General features: G+C 57.6%; 16 protein-coding genes. 7 read left to right on the top strand and 9 right to left on the bottom strand.

Going from position 1 to position 17,953, the window contains the following annotated elements; translation table 11 throughout:
- Nucleotides 1-47: 47 nt before the first annotated feature.
- On the top strand, nucleotides 48-683 hold the full coding sequence (locus LH23_RS13610; RefSeq protein WP_008453420.1) for a TetR/AcrR family transcriptional regulator: 636 nt from the start codon (nucleotides 48-50) through the stop codon (nucleotides 681-683).
- Nucleotides 684-712: 29 nt separating this feature from the next.
- Here LH23_RS13610 and LH23_RS13605 read toward each other — a convergent pair whose 3' ends face one another.
- The gene (locus tag LH23_RS13605; protein WP_008453422.1) at nucleotides 713-1,603 is read right to left on the bottom strand and encodes a siderophore-interacting protein; all 891 of its coding nucleotides are present in this window, start codon (nucleotides 1,601-1,603) and stop codon (nucleotides 713-715) included.
- Between the two features lie 15 nt (nucleotides 1,604-1,618).
- Nucleotides 1,619-2,830, bottom strand: a complete 1,212-nt coding sequence (locus tag LH23_RS13600; protein ID WP_039291981.1) for an MFS transporter — start codon at nucleotides 2,828-2,830, stop codon at nucleotides 1,619-1,621.
- A gap of 132 nt (nucleotides 2,831-2,962) precedes the next feature.
- On the opposite strand from LH23_RS13600, the gene iucA reads away from it, so the two are divergent.
- The 6 genes from iucA to LH23_RS13570 all read left to right on the top strand — a co-directional run bounded on the left by iucA (nucleotide 2,963) and on the right by LH23_RS13570 (nucleotide 12,201).
- On the top strand, nucleotides 2,963-4,687 hold the full coding sequence (gene iucA / locus LH23_RS13595; RefSeq protein WP_039296671.1) for an aerobactin synthase IucA: 1,725 nt from the start codon (nucleotides 2,963-2,965) through the stop codon (nucleotides 4,685-4,687).
- Nucleotides 4,688-5,635 carry a N(6)-hydroxylysine O-acetyltransferase gene (gene iucB, locus LH23_RS13590; RefSeq protein ID WP_039291978.1) on the top strand — a complete coding sequence of 316 codons (948 nt, stop codon included), beginning with the start codon at nucleotides 4,688-4,690 and terminating at the stop codon, nucleotides 5,633-5,635.
- On the top strand, nucleotides 5,635-7,368 hold the full coding sequence (gene iucC / locus LH23_RS13585; RefSeq protein WP_039291975.1) for an aerobactin synthase IucC: 1,734 nt from the start codon (nucleotides 5,635-5,637) through the stop codon (nucleotides 7,366-7,368). The genes iucB and iucC overlap by 1 nt, the downstream gene beginning before the upstream one ends.
- 3 nt (nucleotides 7,369-7,371) lie before the next feature.
- Nucleotides 7,372-8,727, top strand: a complete 1,356-nt coding sequence (gene iucD, locus LH23_RS13580) for an NADPH-dependent L-lysine N(6)-monooxygenase (protein WP_039291971.1) — start codon at nucleotides 7,372-7,374, stop codon at nucleotides 8,725-8,727.
- Nucleotides 8,728-8,849: 122 nt separating this feature from the next.
- Complete coding sequence (gene iutA / locus LH23_RS13575) at nucleotides 8,850-11,051, top strand: ferric aerobactin receptor IutA (RefSeq protein ID WP_039291968.1); 2,202 nt, start codon at nucleotides 8,850-8,852, stop codon at nucleotides 11,049-11,051.
- Nucleotides 11,052-11,181: 130 nt separating this feature from the next.
- On the top strand, nucleotides 11,182-12,201 hold the full coding sequence (locus LH23_RS13570) for a Gfo/Idh/MocA family oxidoreductase (protein WP_039291965.1): 1,020 nt from the start codon (nucleotides 11,182-11,184) through the stop codon (nucleotides 12,199-12,201).
- 45 nt (nucleotides 12,202-12,246) lie between these two features.
- Here LH23_RS13570 and LH23_RS13565 read toward each other — a convergent pair whose 3' ends face one another.
- The 7 genes from LH23_RS13565 to LH23_RS13535 form a co-directional block, all read right to left on the bottom strand.
- Nucleotides 12,247-12,783, bottom strand: coding sequence for a glycine zipper 2TM domain-containing protein (locus LH23_RS13565; RefSeq protein WP_071842726.1), 537 nt, complete (start codon nucleotides 12,781-12,783; stop codon nucleotides 12,247-12,249).
- Nucleotides 12,784-12,996: 213 nt separating this feature from the next.
- Entirely contained in the window at nucleotides 12,997-14,301 is a 1,305-nt protein-coding gene (locus LH23_RS13560; RefSeq protein ID WP_039291959.1) for an NAD(P)/FAD-dependent oxidoreductase, read from the bottom strand.
- A 215-nt stretch (nucleotides 14,302-14,516) separates the two neighbouring features.
- Nucleotides 14,517-15,059 (bottom strand): alpha/beta hydrolase YcfP, encoded by a 543-nt coding sequence (gene ycfP / locus LH23_RS13555; RefSeq protein WP_039291956.1) that lies wholly within the window; start codon nucleotides 15,057-15,059, stop codon nucleotides 14,517-14,519.
- Between the two features lie 21 nt (nucleotides 15,060-15,080).
- Nucleotides 15,081-16,103 carry a beta-N-acetylhexosaminidase gene (gene nagZ / locus LH23_RS13550; protein ID WP_039291953.1) on the bottom strand — a complete coding sequence of 341 codons (1,023 nt, stop codon included), beginning with the start codon at nucleotides 16,101-16,103 and terminating at the stop codon, nucleotides 15,081-15,083.
- Complete coding sequence (gene thiK, locus LH23_RS13545; RefSeq protein WP_039291949.1) at nucleotides 16,091-16,951, bottom strand: thiamine kinase; 861 nt, start codon at nucleotides 16,949-16,951, stop codon at nucleotides 16,091-16,093. Before thiK ends, nagZ begins: the two co-directional genes overlap by 13 nt.
- Nucleotides 16,929-17,570: a penicillin-binding protein activator LpoB gene (gene lpoB / locus LH23_RS13540; protein WP_039291945.1), complete on the bottom strand. Its 642-nt coding sequence runs from the start codon at nucleotides 17,568-17,570 to the stop codon at nucleotides 16,929-16,931. The genes thiK and lpoB overlap by 23 nt, the downstream gene beginning before the upstream one ends.
- Nucleotides 17,567-17,950, bottom strand: a complete 384-nt coding sequence (locus LH23_RS13535; RefSeq protein WP_039291943.1) for a YcfL family protein — start codon at nucleotides 17,948-17,950, stop codon at nucleotides 17,567-17,569. The genes lpoB and LH23_RS13535 overlap by 4 nt, the downstream gene beginning before the upstream one ends.
- Between the last annotated feature and the right edge of the window lie 3 nt (nucleotides 17,951-17,953).

Raw genomic sequence — 17,953 nt, 5'->3', positions numbered from 1 at the left:
TTTTTATAATAAGTGTTCACTAATTAGACAGAGGTTAAACGGCAGGTATGGCAACCGAGACATTAAGTTGCAGCAAAAAAAGCCGTGGCCGTCCAAAGGTGTTTGACAGGGAAGCAGCACTCGACAAGGCCATGACACTCTTCTGGCAGCATGGCTATGAAGCAACATCCATGGCGCATCTGGTAGAAGCCACCGGGGCAAAAGCCCCAACGCTCTATGCGGAGTTCATCAACAAAGAAGGGCTGTTCCGCGCGGTGCTGGATCGCTATATCGCGCGCTTTGCGGCTAAGCACGAGGCCTGCCTGTTTTGTGAGGAGCAGACCATGGAAGCCGCGCTGGAGAACTATCTTTCCGCGGTTGCGCAATGCTTTACCGATAAGAGCACGCCCGCTGGTTGCTTTATCATTTGCACCTCATCCGTGCTGGCCGCGTCGTCGGAAGACATCGCCGCGACGATAAAAGCCCGCCATGCCGTGCAGGAACAAACGCTGGTGCGTTTCCTTGAAATGCGCCAGCAAAAAGGCGAGATCCCGGCGGAGCGCAATATTCGCTGCCTGGCGAAATACCTGTGCTGCATCATTCAGGGGATGTCGGTCAGCGCCCGCGAGAACGCCAGCTATGAAGAGTTAATGCAGATTGTGAAAACCACGGTGATGTTAATGCCGCAGTTGAAGAAGATCTGATTATCGGGCGGCCAATGGCCGCCCTTTTACTAACGAACTCGCCCTTTCGCCCAATAGGCCATAAAGTTAATCGCTTCATGCTCAACGCCGCGTTCACCAATCAAATGGCGGCGCAGCAGCTTAACCACCGTCGACTCCGCCGCTACCCAGCCGTAAAACTCGTTGCTGCCGGTGGTGGCTTTATCCCACAGCAGTTCGCCTTCGGCCTCTTCCTGAACGGCTTCGTGATGGCCGCTTTCCGGCACCCTCGCCTGCATTTTCACCGCCTGAATCAGGCATTCGCCGTGGGTGGCAGAGACGGTTTTGCGCGGCAGCCAGTTGATCTCGGCGAAGCCATAGGCGCTTAAGTCCACGCAGTCCCCTTCGTCCGGCACTTCAAAAAAGGCCTGTATTTTTGGTGGCTGAGCCTGGCGAGCCAGCATTTCCAGAATGCCGCGAGCGGCGGGTAAAGCTGTCTCATCAGCGATAATCAACGCATTGCGCAGCCCGGCAGGCGGCGTCCACTCATAGCCGCCGCTGTCTTCCGGGTGGGCGGCGTTGGGGGCCACAATCTGGATAGCATCACCGGGGACAGAATTAATCGCCCAGGCGGAGGCCGGTCCTTCGGTGCCGTGACTGACAAATTCCACCGTCACTTCCTGCCGGGCAGGATCGACATGGCGCAGCGTATAGGTACGGATCACCGGGCGCTTCTCCTTCGGCATCCCCTGGGCAATCTGGTACCACTGCCCTTCGGCAGGCAGTGACGGCGGCGTCCCGTCTTCGGAGGGGAACAGCATTTTAATACGCTGATCCGGCGAGTCACATTTCATCTGCGCCACATCAGGCCCGCTAAACACCAGACTCAGCAGCGAAGGCGACACGGCCGTTTTCCGCGCCAGTTGAACGTTAAACAGACGATAGCCCTGAACTCCAGCCATAACTTTTCCTTACGCTTAAATTGCAGAATGACGTGAACGGTGGCGACTGCGCCAGATAACGCCAGACACCACGGTAAATAATACGGCGGCTAAAAAGGCCACCATAATCAGCGCCGCCTCGGCCCCGGTTTTAGACACCAGCGGCACCAGCATGGCGCAAAGCCCGTAGCCCAGGGTATGGCTGGTCGCCACCCAGCCGGCCCCCGCACCATCGGCAAGCTTGTCGTTCAGCAGCAGCTGATAGGCCGGGGTCGCCAGCGCCGCCCCGAACGACAGTAGCGCACAGCCAACGTAAAACAGCCACAGCTGAACAGAAATCATCATCGCCAGGCCGACGATCATCAGCAGTCCGGCGCTTAACAGCAGCGCCATCGGCGTCAGGCGCTGAGGCCGGAGCACGCCGAACTGCGCGGAGAGCGAGGCCACCGCAGCCAGGCTCAGCAGCCAGGCTACCTGATGGCTAATCGCGGCGGTATCCGTCGCAAACTGGCGGGCAAGCGCCGGAGAAAGCCCCAGCTGCATCAGGCTGACCGAGGCGGAAAGCAGCAAAGCACAAAGTAGATAAGGCAGGCAGTCCGGGCGAAGGCGAGCGCTTTTACGTTCGGCTGCGGGCTGCGGCGGTGTACCCGGTAACCGTAACAGCATCACCAGCGCCAGCAACGGGGCGATCATCAGAAGTCCCAACGGCGCCAGCGGGTGAATCGCCAGCATGCCAGCGGCGCAAAGCGGGCCAAATAAGCGCCCGCTACTCAGCCCGGAGCTGATCGTGGCCAGCGCCGCCATGCGCTTTCCTTCCCCGGCACGCTGCAGCGCCCAGACCTGGCAGGCCGGAACCATCGCCGAGACGGTCAACCCGTAGATAATCCGCGCCACAATCAATATGCCCAATCCGAGATAACCCGCGACCGCATCCGTGGCCAGCAGCAGGCAGCCAAGCCCCAGCAGCATAAAGCTTACGCCATAGCCTCCGAGTGCCCAAAGCACCACGGGCTTACTGCCCAGGCGCGCAATCTGTTTCCCCCACCACGGCGAGGAGGGTAAAAACAGCATCGACCCAAGCGTTAACAATGCCGCCCAGACGGACAGGCTCAAATGTGTCTGCATCACCAGCACCGGGATAGCGACCAGCAGGCCATTTTGCCCGACGCCAAGCAGCCCGGCGCTCAGCGCAAGTGGCCAACAGGAAAGGGATTTTTGCGGCGAATCCGCCAGTTCAAGCGATGTCAAAATGTTACTAATCCGTGGAGTTATTGTGCGTATTTGTAAAATTAATTTTATCTATTCTAACAATTGTTATTGATAATGAGAAACGTTATCGGCAGAATTCGCATTATCATAACGCGTGGAAACTGTTTGATGATGACTTTGCCAAATAAAACGCTGGCCTGGGATGTGGCCGCACAGTGCTTTCTTAATTCCCTTGTCCGTGAAACCAACGACTGGCGACTGACCGACAGCCATCCAGCCGAACTTATTATCCCCCTGGGGGAACAGCAGGCGCTCCACTTCAAGGTGGCCTACTTCTCCCCCACCCAGCATCACCGCTTCGAATTCCCGGCTCGTCTGGTCAATGCCACCGGCAGCCAGCCGATAGATTTCGCCACCCTTTCCCAGCTGATTGTCGACAAACTCCAGCACCAGCAAATGCTGCCGGCCACAGGCTGCGAGGCGTTTTATCAACGCGTAATGGAAAGCCATGCCCACACGCAGCAGGCGATTGAAGCCCGTCATGACTGGAATGGGCTGCGCGAAAAAGCGCTGAATTTTGGTGAAGCCGAGCAGGCATTGCTGGTGGGACACGCCTTCCACCCGGCGCCGAAATCCCACGAACCGTTTAACCAGCAGGAAGCCGAGCGCTACCTGCCTGACTTCGCCCCCCACTTCCCGCTGCGCTGGTTTGCCGTAGATAAAAGCTACCTGGCGGGTGAAAGTCTGCATCTCAATCTGCAGCAGCGCCTGACGCGCTTTGCCGCTGAAAATGCGCCGCAGCTGCTGAGTGAACTGAGCGATAACCAATGGCTGTTCCCGCTGCATCCGTGGCAGGCGGGCTATTTGCTAGAGCAGGACTGGTGCCAGCAACTGGTCGCTAAAGGGCTGGTGAAAGATTTAGGCGAGGCGGGCGCGCCGTGGTTACCGACCACGTCTTCACGCTCGCTGTACTGCGCCACCAGCCGTGACATGATCAAATTCTCCCTGAGCGTGCGCCTGACCAACTCCGTGCGCACGCTGTCGGTGAAAGAAGTTAAACGCGGCATGCGCCTGGCACGTCTGGCGCAAACTGACCGCTGGCAAACGCTGCAGGCCCGTTTCCCGACCTTCCGCGTGATGCAGGAAGACGGCTGGGCCGGGCTGCGTGATCTCCACGGCAACATCATGGAAGAAAGCCTGCTTGCCCTGCGCGAAAACCTGCTGGTTGAGCAGCCGCAGAGCCAGACTAACGTGCTGGTTTCCCTGACCCAGTCAGCCCCTGATGGAGGAGATTCCCTGCTGGTTGCCGCCGTGAACCGCCTGAGCACTCGCCTGGGGATCACGCCGAAACAGGCCGCACACGCCTGGGTCGATGCCTATTGCCAGCAGGTACTGAAGCCGCTGTTTACCGCCGAAGCGGATTACGGCCTGGTGCTGCTGGCTCACCAGCAAAACATTCTGGTGGAGATGCAGCAGGATCTGCCGGTCGGGCTTATCTACCGTGACTGCCAGGGCAGCGCCTTTATGCCGCATGCCGCCGGCTGGCTCGACATGATTGGCGAAGCACAGGCGGAAAACGTCTTTACCCGCGAACAACTGTTGCGCTACTTCCCTTACTACCTGCTGGTCAATTCGACCTTCGCCGTCACCGCCGCGCTGGGTGCTGCGGGGCTGGATAGCGAAGTGAACCTGATGAGCCGTGTTCGCACCGCGCTTAGCGCCGTGCGCGACGAGGTGACGCATAAAACCTGCCTCGACTATGTGCTGGAAAGCCCGCACTGGAACGTGAAGGGGAACTTCTTCTGCTACCTGCACGACCATAACGAAAACACCATCGTCGATCCGTCAGTGATTTACTTCGACTTTGTGAACCCGCTGCTGGCTCAGGAGGGCTGAATGTTTCAGGCATCTATTGTTCACGGCGGGCACGGGCTGCGCTGTGAAAAACTCAATAAGCCTCTGAATCTGAGCTGGGGCCAGGACGGCGGCGCGGTTCTGCACTGGCCGGGCGAACTGCCCGCAGGCTGGCTACGCGATGCGTTGGATCAGATGTTCGTCGCGGCACCGCAGCTTACGTCCATCGTGCTGCCTTACGTCGAATGGCGGGAAGAGCCGCAGGCGCTGGTGCTGTTCGATCTGCTGAAAAGCGATATCGTTCACCGCGCAACCTTCTGGCAGCTACCGCTGTGGCTCAGTGCTCCGGCGAAGCACGCTTCCGGCGAAATGGTGTTTGACGCTGAGCGCGAGATCTACTTCCCGCTGCGCCCTGCCCGCCCGTCCGGGGAAGTTTACCGCCGCTACGATCCGCGCGTTCGCAAAACGCTGAGCTTCCGCGTGGCCGATCCGGCGCTGGACGCCGAACGTTTTACCCGCTGGATGAACGATCCGCGCGTGGACTATTTCTGGGAGCAAAGCGGCTCGCTGGAGGTACAAACCGCGTATCTGGAGCGTCAGCTCACCGGGAAACATGCGTTTCCGCTGATCGGCTGCTTTGACGACCAGCCGTTCAGCTACTTCGAAATTTACTGGGCAGCGGAAGATCGCATTGGCCGCCATTACCCGTGGCAGCCCTTTGATCGCGGCCTGCATCTGCTGGTGGGCGAGCAGCAGTGGCGCGGCGCGCACTATGTGCAAAGCTGGCTGCGTGGGCTGACTCACTATCTCTTGCTGGACGAGCCGCGCACCCAGCGCACCGTGCTGGAGCCGCGCGCTGACAACCAGCGCCTGTTCAAACATCTGGAGCCAGCGGGCTATGCGACGCGCAAGGAATTTGACTTCCCGCACAAGCGTTCACGCCTGGTCATGGCGGACCGTCACAACTTCTTTAGCGAGGTAGGCCTGTAATGAATCGCAAGGACTGGGATTTCGTTAACCGCCAGCTGGTAGCAAAAATGCTGGCTGAGCTGGAGTACGAGCAGGTTTTTCAGGCCGAATCGCTGGGCGACAATCGCTACTGCATCAGCTTAGCCGGGGCCGAGTGGCATTTTAATGCCGAACGCGGCATCTGGGGCTGGCTATGGGTAGACGCCCAGACGCTGCGCTGCGCGGACGAGCCTGTGCTGGCGCAGACGCTGCTCATGCAGCTCAAGCCGGTGCTGTCGATGAGCGACGCTACCGTGGCCGAGCATATGCAGGATCTGTACGCCACGCTGCTGGGCGACCTGCAGTTGCTGAATGCGCGCCGAGGCATGAGCGCTGAAGACTTGATCGACCTCGACGCCGACCGCCTGCAGTGCCTGCTGAGCGGTCACCCGAAATTTGCCTTTAACAAAGGGCGTCGCGGCTGGGGCAAAGAGGCGCTGGAGCGTTATGCGCCGGAGTATGCCAATACCTTCCAACTGCACTGGCTGGCGGTCAAACGCGATCATATGGTCTGGCGCTGCGACAGCGAGCTGGATATTCAGCAGCTTATCTCCGCCGCGATGGACGTGCAGGAACTGGCCCGCTTTACGCAGGCGTGGCAGGAAAATGGTCTGGATGATGGCTGGCTTCCTCTGCCGGTGCATCCGTGGCAGTGGCAGCAGAAAATTGCGCTGGATTTCGTGGCCGATCTCGCCGAAGGCAAGATGGTTTCTCTGGGCGAATTTGGCGACCAGTGGCTGGCCCAGCAGTCGCTGCGCACCCTGACCAACGTCAGCCGCCAGGGCGGTTTAGACATCAAGCTGCCGCTGACGATTTACAACACCTCCTGCTATCGCGGTATTCCGGGCAAGTACATTGCCGCCGGGCCGCTGGCTTCCCGCTGGCTGCAAAACGTCTTCGCTACCGACAGCACGCTGGTGAAAACCGGCGCGGTGATCCTCGGCGAACCGGCTGCCGGTTATGTTTCTCATACAGGTTACGCCGCGCTGGCTCAGGCGCCCTATCGCTACCAGGAGATGCTGGGTGTTATCTGGCGCGAGAACCCGACTCGCTGGCTGAAGCCTGATGAGACGCCGATTCTGATGGCGACCCTGATGGAGTGCGACGAGAACAATCAGCCGCTGATTGGGGCCTATATTGCCCGCTCTGGCCTGGATGCAGAAGCCTGGCTGACGCAGATGTTCCGCGTGGTGGTGGTGCCGCTGTATCACCTGCTCTGCCGCTACGGCGTGGCGCTGATCGCCCACGGACAAAATATTACGCTCGCCATGAAAGACGGCGTGCCGCAGCGCGTGCTACTGAAAGATTTTCAGGGTGATATGCGTCTGGTGAAGGATGAGTTCCCGGAGATGGACTCCCTGCCTCAGGAAGTACGGGACGTAACCGCCCGCCTGAGCGCCGACTATTTAATTCATGATTTGCAGACCGGCCATTTTGTGACGGTGCTGCGTTTTGTTTCGCCGCTCATGGCCCGCCTTGGCGTGCCGGAGAGACGCTTTTATCAGCTGCTGGCCGCAGTGTTGAGTGATTACATGCAGGAACACCCGCAAATGTCGGCGCGTTTTGCGCTTTTCTCACTCTTTAAGCCACAAATCATCCGCGTTGTGCTGAACCCGGTAAAACTGACCTGGCCTGACCAGGACGGCGGCAGCCGCATGCTGCCGAATTACCTCGAGGATCTGCAAAACCCGCTGTGGCTGGTAACCAGGGATTGAATTATGACAAACACTGTTGATTTTATTGGCGTAGGTATCGGCCCGTTTAACCTGAGCATTGCGGCGCTGTCTCACGAAGCAGAGGGATTTAGCAGCCAGTTCTTTGACAGCCGCCCTGACTTTGCGTGGCACCCGGGCATGCTAGTGCCGGACTGCCATATGCAGACCATGTTCCTGAAAGACCTGGTCAGCGCCGTGGCCCCCACCAGCCCGTTCAGCTTTGTGAACTACCTGGTGAAACGTAAAAAATTCTACCGTTTTCTGACTACCGAGCTGCGCACCGTTTCGCGCGATGAGTTTTCGGACTACCTTCGCTGGGCCGCAGAGGGCATGAATAACCTGCAGTTTAACCAGACGGTTGAGCGCGTTGACTTCGACGAGCAGCGCAAGCTGTTTGTGGTGCAAACCGGCCAGGGGGAAACGCTGGCGCGCAACATTTGCCTCGGGATTGGCAAACAGCCTCACCTGCCGCCGTGCGTAAAAACCGCCACGCCGACCTGCTTCCACGCCAGCGAAATGAGCCTGCGCCTGCCGAATCTGGCCGGGAAACGCGTTACGGTTGTCGGCGGCGGGCAAAGCGGCGCCGATCTGTTCCTGAATGCGTTCCGTGGCGCCTGGGGCGAAGTCGCCGAAGTGAACTGGGTTTCACGCCGCAATAACTTTAACGCGCTGGATGAAGCCGCGTTTGCCAACGAATACTTCACGCCGGAATACGTCACCGGCTTTGTGGGCCTGAATGAAGACGCGCGGCAAAAAATGCTCGATGAGCAGAAGATGACCTCCGACGGCATTACCGCCGATTCGCTGTTGACCATCTACCGCGAGCTGTATCACCGCTTTGAAGTGCTGGGGCTGCCGCGCAATGCGCGCCTGCTGCCGAGCCGCTCAGTCACCGGCCTGGAAAGCCGTGGCCAGGGCTGGCAACTGCTGCTGGAGCACCATCTGGACAAGGGCTATGACACGCTGGACAGCGACGTGGTGATTTTCGCCACTGGCTACCGCCCGACGCTGCCGCAGATGCTTTCGCCGTTAATGCCACGCATGACGATGCTTGATGAGTGCAACTTCAAAGTGCGCGACGATTTTACGCTGGAGTGGAATGGCCCGGCCGGCAATAACATTTTTGCGGTCAACGCCAGTATGCAAACCCACGGCATTGCCGAGCCGCAGCTGAGCCTGATGGCGTGGCGCTCCGCCAAAATTCTGAATCGCGCGCTGGGGCGTGATTTGTTCGATCTCAGTACGCCGCCCGCGCTGATTCAATGGCGCAGCGGCAGCCGGGAAAAACCGCAGCATAGCGCTGCGTCCTTAACTCACTACTCCTCAAAATCATTCGAAATGCAGCCTGGCGCTAACTGAGTTTATCCCCCGGAACGCAGGCTGCTGCGGGACGGGGGCAACCGTTAACCCCACGTCAAATTGAAGAATGACGAGGACACAGCATATTTGGGCCGATGTTTGTCAGCCCGTATGAAGGAACAATGATGATAACCAAAAAGCAAACGCTTTGGGCGCTCAATCCGTTACTGCTCGCCATGATGGCGCCGGCAGTAGCACAGCAAACCAGTGACGAGACGATGGTGGTTTCCGCCAACCGCAGCAACCGCACCGTCGCCGAAATGGCCCAAACCACCTGGGTGATCGAGAAAGCCGAACTGGAGCAGCAGATCCAGGGCGGCAAAGAGTTTAAAGATGCGCTGGCCCAGCTGATCCCCGGCCTCGACGTCAGCAGCCAGAGCCGTACCAACTACGGCATGAACGTCCGTGGTCGCCCGCTGGTCGTGCTGGTTGACGGCGTGCGTCTCAACTCTTCCCGTACCGACACCCGCCAGTTGGACTCTATCGATCCGTTCAACATCGATCATATTGAAGTCATTTCCGGTGCGACCGCGCTGTACGGCGGCGGCAGTACCGGCGGGCTTATCAACATCGTGACCAAAAAAGGCCAGAAAGATACGCAGGTAGAGTTTGAAACCGGTATCAAGAGCGGCTTTAACAGCAGCAAAGACCACGATGAGCGCGTCGCCAGCGCCATTTCCGGCGGGAACGACCATATTTCTGGCCGTGCGTCAGTGGCCTATCAGAAATTCGGCGGCTGGTTTGACGGCAACGGCGATGCCACCCTGCTCGACAACACCCAGACCGGTTTACAGTATTCCGATCGCCTGGACGTGATGGGCACCGGGACGCTGAACATCGATGAAAACCAGCAGCTGCAGTTAGTCACCCAATACTACAAAAGTCAGGGCGACGACGATTACGGCCTGAACCTCGGGAAAAACTTCTCAGCCATCAGCGGGACGAGCAGCCCGTACGTCAGCAAAGGGCTGAACTCTGACCGTGTGCCGGGCACAGAACGCCACCTGATCAGCATGCAGTATTCCAACAGCGATTTCCTCGGCCAGGAGCTGGTGGGCCAGGTTTACTACCGTGATGAGTCGCTGCTGTTCTATCCGTTCCCGACGGTAAACGCGAACAAAAAAGCGACCGCCTTCTCCTCTTCCCAGCAGGACACTAACCAGTACGGCGCGAAACTGACCTTCAACAGCAAACCGCTCGACGGCTGGCAGCTTACCTACGGTCTGGACGCGGACCACGAGCGCTTCACCTCTAACCAGATGTTCTTCGATCTGGCGCAGGCCAGCGCTTCCGGCGGCCTGAACAACCAGAAAATCTATACCACCGGACGTTACCCGGCGTATGACATTAGCAACATGGCGGCGTTCCTGCAGTCCAGCTATGACATAAACGAGATCTTTACCCTGAGCGGCGGCGTGCGTTACCAGTACACCGAGAACAAGATTGATGATTTCATCGGCTACGCGCAGCAACAGCAAATTGCCTCTGGTAAAGTGAAATCCGCCGATGCTATCCCTGGCGGCTCCACAAACTACGACAATTTCCTGTTCAACGCCGGCCTGCTGGTGCACCTCACCGAGCGCCAGCAGACGTGGCTGAACTTCTCCCAGGGCGTAGAATTGCCGGATCCAGGTAAATACTACGGTCGTGGCACCTACGGAGCGGCGGTTAATGGCCACCTGCCGCTGACCAACAGCGTCAACGTCGGCGCGAGCAAACTGCAGGGCGTAAAGGTTGACTCTTACGAGCTGGGCTGGCGTTACACCGGGGACAACCTGCGCACGCAGATGGCCGCCTATTACTCCCTGTCCAATAAGGAAGTCGTCCCCAATACCGACCTGACCATTAGCGTGAATGACAACAAACGCCGGGTTTATGGCGTGGAAGGCGCGGTGGATTACTTTATCCCTGACAGCGACTGGAGTACTGGGGCTAACTTCAACGTCTTAAAAACCGAGTCAAAAGTGAACGGTAGCTGGGCAAAGGTTGACGTTAAATCCGCCAGCCCGTCGAAGGCAACTGCCTATATTGGCTGGGCGCCGGATCCGTGGAGTCTTCGCGTACAGAGCACAACATCGTTTAGCGAGAGCGACAATGTGGGGAATGAACTTAAGGGTTACACCACGCTTGATTTGCTCGGCAGCTACCAGCTACCGGTGGGTAAACTCAGCTTCAGCGTTGAGAACCTGCTGGATCGCGACTACACCACTGTTTGGGGCCAGCGTGCGCCACTGTATTACAGCCCAGGCTACGGTCCTGCTTCGCTGTATGACTATAAAGGCCGTGGCCGCACCTTCGGCATGAACTACTCCGTCCTGTTCTAAGCCTCTTCCTTGCCCGGCAGTCGCCGGGCAAGTTCACCCGCTTACCCTTCCTAACAGTTTATCCCTCGACCCTCGCAAAATAGTCTTTTAAAAATAAGGGATATTTTCCTCTCTTATGACCGGAGACAATATGCAAATTGGCTTTATTGGCGTGGGCAGCGTGATAGAAACGGCTTACCTGCCGGCGATTAAGCGGCTTTCCCGACATGATGTAGTTTGCTATGGGTTTGATCCCGCCCCGCGCTACCGCTCTGATGCCATCACGCTTCTCCCCTCCTTAACCCAGCTTCTGGCGCTGCCGCTTGATCTGGTGTTTATCACCACCTCATCGCTCCAGCATTGGCCGATGCTGAAACAGTTTTTACAGCAAAGTTCAGTGCCCATCGTGGTGGAAAAACCCGTCGCGGCAACGCTTCAGCAACTCGACGAACTGGCATCATTGTTATGCGAACCGGCCATTGCCGCGCGAGTGCTCGCGCTGGATCACTGGATGGTAAGAACCGATGCGGCACGTTTTATCGACCGCCTTGAAGATATCGATCGTATCGAGGGATTCCTGCTAGAACCCAGCGGGTTTAATGCCGCCGGAGAGCCCATTGCGCTGAATTTTGCCACCGGCGAGCCCGATACTCGCGAGCTGCGCCACCCGGACGGCGTTATCGTGGACATCGGCACGCACGTGCTGGCGATGATGCGGGAAACGCTGATGCAGGTGGGTGCTGGTGAAGCGCTCGAGCTTGAGTTGCTGCTTGCCAAAGATCGACTCGGCAACGGTATTTTGCCCGGCGATGTCACCACGGCAGAAGGCCAGGCGCTGCTACGAGGGGAGATGGGCGGCATCCCCTGCGTGCTGCAACTGAACAAATATGCCGGGCCAGCCGGTGGGCAAAAAGGCATCAATATCGTGCTAAAAGATGGCAGAGTGATTGCCGTTGACCGACGTGGAGTGGATGAAACCCTGAGCATTGACGACGAGGTAAAACTGGATATAAGCGGGCCGCTGTACGACCGCTGCCTCGGAGAGATTATTTTTGCTGGTAAAACGCTGTTTGAGCAGGCTCCAGAGGCGATTCCCGCCTTAACCCGCCGCAGAATTCAGGAAGTCAGGGCTTTATTGACGCTGCAGCAAACGCTGCGCGGCGAGCACTAGAAACACAAAACCCGCCGGAGGGCGGGTTTGTTTTAAGCCTCGATATCAGGCTTTGTTGAGCACCAGCTGGCCTTTGCTGTCCAGCGGGATCTGAGTACCAGGGTCTTTATCCATGCGGATTTTGCCCTGCTGATCGCCGATTTTGTAGGTTACGTCATAGCCGAGCATTTTTTCTGATTTGTCATACACGGTCTTACAGCGCTGCTGGGTGGTGGTGTAGGTGTCCCCATCCTGCATCGCGCCCTGCACCTGGTTCCCGGCATAACCGCCGCCCAGTGCGCCCACAACCGTGGCAACATCCTTCCCGCGTCCACCGCCAAACTGATGACCAATCACGCCTCCGGCTACCGCGCCCAGAGCAGAACCTAAAATACGGTTCTCATCCTGAACAGGTTTGCGGTGCGTCACGGCCACGTTGCGGCACTCCTGACGCGGTGTTTTAACCGTTTCCTTGATTGGCGTCGCTGACACCACCTGTGCATACTGAGGACCACGGTCAAACACATTCAAACTGGCTACCGCAGCCACGCCCAGCGCAGCGGCCACGCCAATACCTATACCCGCTAACATTGATTTATTCACAGGACATCCTCCTGACCTTGTTGTTAACCTAATTTTGCACTGCGGTGACAATATTGAGAAATCAGACAACGGATCAAAAGTGCGGGATCGTGCGGTGAAAACGCGTGTTTAAGACAACTCCGATCAATCAGCCAGGAATATGCCGAGTTTTATGCTGTTCATTGGCAATAAAAAACCCGGCGCGATGGCCGGGTTTTCAGGAGGAAATAAAACTTAGTGCAGCTTCAGGCGCGGACGAATCACGCGGTTGATGCTGCCCACCAGCATCATCAGGCCGGTTTTGAAGTAGCCGTGCAGCGCAATCTGGTGCATACGGTACAGAGAGATGTACACGAAGCGGGCGATGCGGCCTTCCACCATCATTGAGCCGCGCATCAGGTTACCCATCAGGCTGCCCACGGTAGAGAATTTGGACAAGGAAACCAGCGAGCCGTGGTCTTTATAGCTGTAAGCTTTGAGCGGCTGGCCTTTCATCTGCGCGAGAATGTTAGTCAGCGCGCGGGAAGCCATCTGGTGCGCTGCCTGAGCGCGAGGAGGCACGAAACCGCCTTCCGGGCGAGCGCAGGACGCACAGTCGCCGATAGCGTAGATGTCCGGGTCACGCGTGGTCTGCAGCGTCGGCTCAACCACCAGTTGGTTAATGCGGTTAGTTTCAAGGCCACCGATCTCTTTCATGAAATCTGGCGCTTTAATACCTGCCGCCCAGACCATCAGATCCGCTGCAATAAACTCGCCGTCTTTGGTATTCAGGCCATGTGCATCGGCGCTGGTGACCATGGTTTGCGTCAGCACGCGAACGCCAAGCTTGGTCAGTTCGCTGTGCGCGGCGGCAGAAATACGCGGCGGCAGCGCAGGCAGAATACGTTCCCCGGCTTCCACAAGCGTGACGTTCAGCGCTTCGTTGGTCAGCCCTTTATAGCCGTAGCTGTGCAGCTGTTTAACGGCGTTATGCAGTTCCGCAGACAGCTCAACGCCCGTCGCGCCACCGCCCACGATAGCGATATTAACTTTCCCGTTCGCGCCGAGGTTGGCGGAGTATTTCAGGAACAGGTTCAGCATCTCAGAATGGAAACGACGCGCCTGATGCGGGTTGTCGAGGAAGATGCAGTTCTCTTTCACGCCAGGCGTGTTGAAGTCGTTGGAGGTGCTCCCCAGCGCCATCACCAGCGTGTCGTAAGGCAGCTTGCGCTCAGGCACCAGCAGCTCGCCCTTTTCATCGCGCAGCTCGGCGATGGTCAGCGTTTTGCTTTCGCGGTTGATATCCACCACGGAACCCAGCTGGAACTGGAAATGATGATTGCGCGCGTGGGCCAGGTAGCTCAGCGCATCCACGCCTTCATCCAGCGAGCCGGTGGCCACTTCATGCAGCAGCGGTTTCCACAGGTGGCTGTGGTTGCGATCGATCAGAGTAATTTTGGCTTTTTTGCCGCGTCCCAGTTTTTTACCCAACTGAGTCGCCAGCTCCAGACCACCAGCGCCGCCGCCAACAATCACTATTTTTTTCAATGGTGTAGTCAACTTGACCCCCTAAAATATTAACCAATTGTTAATTAAAAGTTATCTAAATAACCTTTAATTAACAAAGGGTTACTGCACGTTTAACGCCAAACTTTATCGAGAATAACATGAAGGGTGCATTGGTCATACCAAAATTGATGTACATCAATTTTTATGCCGAAAAGATAAACAAAAAGGCCAGCACGAGGCTGGCCTATGTTATTGCGCGGGAAAAATTAGCCCAGGGTTTTAAAAGCTTTAATGCGCTGTAAATGCGGGGAAATATTTTTGAATTTGTGGGTTTGCTGCTCGTCCCAGACGATTTCATAGTAGTGATGCAGCGCCTCTGCCGTGCGCCGATTGTCCAGCGCTTCGTCGTTGCGCGACAGAATAGCCAGGCAGCGGTCGCGGTTCTTCTCACGGAAGTTTTGCACGCACTTGGTGGTGATATCCGCGTACTCTTCCGGCCGGTCGATCTTCCCTTCCATGTTTTCATGGGGGTAAAGGTTCGGGTTAAAAATAACCTGCCGCATATCGCAGAGAAAACCAATGCGTTCCGCCCAGAACCCGCCGAGACCCACGCCGCAAATTAAGGGGCGTTCGTCGTCGGTAAGCTGCTGCATCTTGTCGACTTCCTTCAGCAGATGCTGCATGTCGTGCTTCGGATGCAGCGTACTGTAGCTAATCAGCCGCACATCGGGATCGATAAACTGAAGCTGCAGCACTTTTTCATGGTTACCGGGACTGTTTGAGTCAAAACCGTGCAAATAGATAATCATCGCATCCTCACCACATGAATATTAGCCCGCTTTATGCGCCTGCCACTGCTCGTGCAGCGCTTCCAGCTGCTGGTTCACCTGCTTCCAGCGATCGGATGAACGCAGCTCATCGCGGGTAAATGACCCTTTATGATACAAACCTGTAACACGCTCTGCTTTGACCGGCGACAGGTTATCCAGCACGCTCACCGCCCCTTTACGATTATTGCAGACGAGGATCATATCGCAACCGGCGTCCAGCGATGCCTGACCGCGTTCGGCATAGCTGCCCATGATAGCCGCGCCTTCCATCGACAAATCGTCGGAGAAAATCACGCCATTAAAGCCCAGCTCGCCGCGCAGGACCGTTTTCAGCCAATACTCAGAGCCGCTTGCCGGGCGAGGATCAACTTCATCATAGATAACGTGCGCAGGCATAATGGCATCCAGCTTATTCTCGCTAATCAGCGAGGCAAAAATGCGCATGTCATGCTCACGAATTTCCGCCTTCGGGCGTGGGTCGTGCGGGGTTTCTTTGTGGGAATCGGCGGTGACCGCCCCGTGGCCCGGGAAGTGTTTGCCGGTGGTTTTCATGCCCGCAGCATGCATCCCGTCGATAAAATGCGTGGCCATTGCCAGCGCTTTGGCCGGATCTTCGTGGTAAGAGCGTTCCCCAATGGCCGCGCTGATGTGCCCGATATCCAGCACCGGCGCAAAGCTGATGTCGATATCCATGGCGATCATTTCGCTCGCCATTAGCCAGCCTGCCTCTGCCGCCAGCTTGCCGCCCTCTTCCAGGCCGCGGAGTGCCGCAAAAGATTGTGCCGCAGGCAGACGGGTAAACCCTTCGCGGAAGCGCTGCACGCGGCCGCCTTCCTGATCGACGGCGACAACCAGACGATGACGCGAAGCTTCACGGATCTGGCGGACCAGCTCACGCAGCTGCTCCGGGTCGTGGTAGTTGCGGGTAAAAAGAATCAAACCGCCCACCAGCGGGTGCTGCAAAATTTCACGCTCTTCCGCATCCAGCTCGAAGCCAGCCACATCCAACATTACTGGGCCCACAATACTCTCTCCTGATGTTTGCTCGCCCGCAGCGCGCACCATGCGTCGTCTGCCAGCGTAATAAAATGTTGCTCCCCGGTTTGCCGCCAGCGGCATTCATACCAGGACGCCATAAGTAACGTTATCCATGGCCGCCAGCGCGCAACCTGCAGGCGCAGGGCTTCGAGACTCAGTGAAGCCTGGGCAGCATATAGCGCCAGCAACGCTTCGCTGTCGACAGCGTTCGCCGCCAGCACGGCGGCCAGCTCCAGCGCAATATCGCCGTCTCCGGCGTATTCCCAGTCTATAAGCCCCAGACGATTGCCTGGTTGCCGCACCAGATTGCCCGCGTGAACATCCATATGCAGAGGGGCCAGCCGAAGAGGCCGGGGCTCCTTGCAACGCTTCAGGCGTTTTAATTCACGCAGCCAGGCCAGGGTTCGCCTGTTCGGGTCACTTTCCTGCCAGTAAAACTCAAGCAGCGGGACCAGGCTTATGCGCCAACCAAACGGTTTCTGCCGGTGAAGATAATACAATAAGCCCGTTAATTCAGTGAGCGGGGCCAGGTTCGGCAAAACCTCGCCGTTAAGCCAGCGGGTGAACAGCCAGCCTTCCGCCAGGCACCAGGGCTCAGGCGCAATACCGCCAGGCAACTGCCTGAGCGCGCGATGATGCCGCCGAAGGGAAATCCCAGGTAAACGCTGTTCGGGCAGCTTTCTTGCCGTAAAGAGCCCTGATCCTGTATCCACGCGGTAACTTGTCCCGCTCAATCCTTCGAGCGCAGAAACACAACCGGCGGCCTGAGCCGCCGGAAGGTATCGAGTCACTGCCGCATCGAGCGATGCTTTAGTTGGTTTGCTGAACAGCACCGCTACCCGACCAGATGATTTCGCCGGTTTGCACCAGCATCAGCTGCATTTTCAGCGTAGGCGTGTTCACGTTGCCGCTGGCGTTGGTGTAAAGCACGTACTGGGCGCCGGTATTACGCGCAATCCCAATGGCTTTGCTTCGCGTGCCTAAGCTGTCCTGTGGGGAAAGCCCAAGCTGCTGCTTAGCCATCGAGAGCTGCTGCGCAGAGACCAGCGTGAACTTATTATTGTTGGCCAGCGCACCGCGCAGGGCTTCCGTCGCGCTGCTGGTTTGCAGGCTGCCGTTAGTGCGGTTGTTGACGCTGTCCACCAGCAACACGCTACCCGGCGTCACGCCATCAGCCTGCAGCATTTTACCGACCATCGGCTGCATGGCACTGTTCCAGTCGTAGGTGCGAACCTTAGGCTGAGCCGGAATAGTCGGCTCTGGCTGTTCCACAGGGCCAGGCTGTGTCGGCACGGTCGGTACCGTTGGCACGGTAGGCTCCGGCTGAGCAGGCTGCTCTACGCCAGGTTTGGCTTCTTCTACCGGGGCAGGCTGTTCGCCGCGATTAATACACCCGGTCAGGATCAGCGCCACCGCAGTGACGGCCAGATAACGATGAAGTCCCCTAATCAAAATTCGCTCCTTACAGAGAGAGAAAGACGTACTTTTTTGGCCCCCGGCCAGGCTGCAGTCGAGTCAATGCGCTGCGAAGACTGCCCCGGGAGGGTAACGGTACGTACTTTTTCAAGCGGGTGGATTTCCAGCCCTTTTGCATCGTACCAATAGAAACGGTAGTACAGCGTGACCGGCTTATGCTGCTCATTATACAGCGATGATTCGGCCACCGTGGCACCGTTCTGCTGAGAGATATCCGGTTTTTCCGCGCTAATCCCGGCCGCTAACACCGCAGATTCCATGACCAGGGTTTGGTCGTTGTTTACCGGAATGGCAGGGCGAGAACTACAGCCCGCCACCAGCAGCATCGCTAACAGACTCAGGGAAAAGCGCGACATGGG

Source organism: Cedecea neteri (genome assembly GCF_000758305.1).
GTDB classification, from domain to species: Bacteria; Pseudomonadota; Gammaproteobacteria; order Enterobacterales; family Enterobacteriaceae; genus Cedecea; species Cedecea neteri_C.
Note: the sequence above shows the minus strand (reverse complement) of the source record. Positions and strands in the feature narration are given on the sequence as shown.

Coding starts and splice junctions, on each gene's coding strand:
- LH23_RS13610 (WP_008453420.1), top strand. CDS start 48: ATGGCAACCGAGACATTAAGTTGCAGCAAAAAAAGCCGTGGCCGTCCA.
- LH23_RS13605 (WP_008453422.1), bottom strand. CDS start 1,603: ATGGCTGGAGTTCAGGGCTATCGTCTGTTTAACGTTCAACTGGCGCGG.
- iucA (WP_039296671.1), top strand. CDS start 2,963: ATGACTTTGCCAAATAAAACGCTGGCCTGGGATGTGGCCGCACAGTGC.
- iucB (WP_039291978.1), top strand. CDS start 4,688: ATGTTTCAGGCATCTATTGTTCACGGCGGGCACGGGCTGCGCTGTGAA.
- iucC (WP_039291975.1), top strand. CDS start 5,635: ATGAATCGCAAGGACTGGGATTTCGTTAACCGCCAGCTGGTAGCAAAA.
- iucD (WP_039291971.1), top strand. CDS start 7,372: ATGACAAACACTGTTGATTTTATTGGCGTAGGTATCGGCCCGTTTAAC.
- iutA (WP_039291968.1), top strand. CDS start 8,850: ATGATGATAACCAAAAAGCAAACGCTTTGGGCGCTCAATCCGTTACTG.
- LH23_RS13570 (WP_039291965.1), top strand. CDS start 11,182: ATGCAAATTGGCTTTATTGGCGTGGGCAGCGTGATAGAAACGGCTTAC.
- ycfP (WP_039291956.1), bottom strand. CDS start 15,059: ATGATTATCTATTTGCACGGTTTTGACTCAAACAGTCCCGGTAACCAT.
- LH23_RS13535 (WP_039291943.1), bottom strand. CDS start 17,950: ATGTCGCGCTTTTCCCTGAGTCTGTTAGCGATGCTGCTGGTGGCGGGC.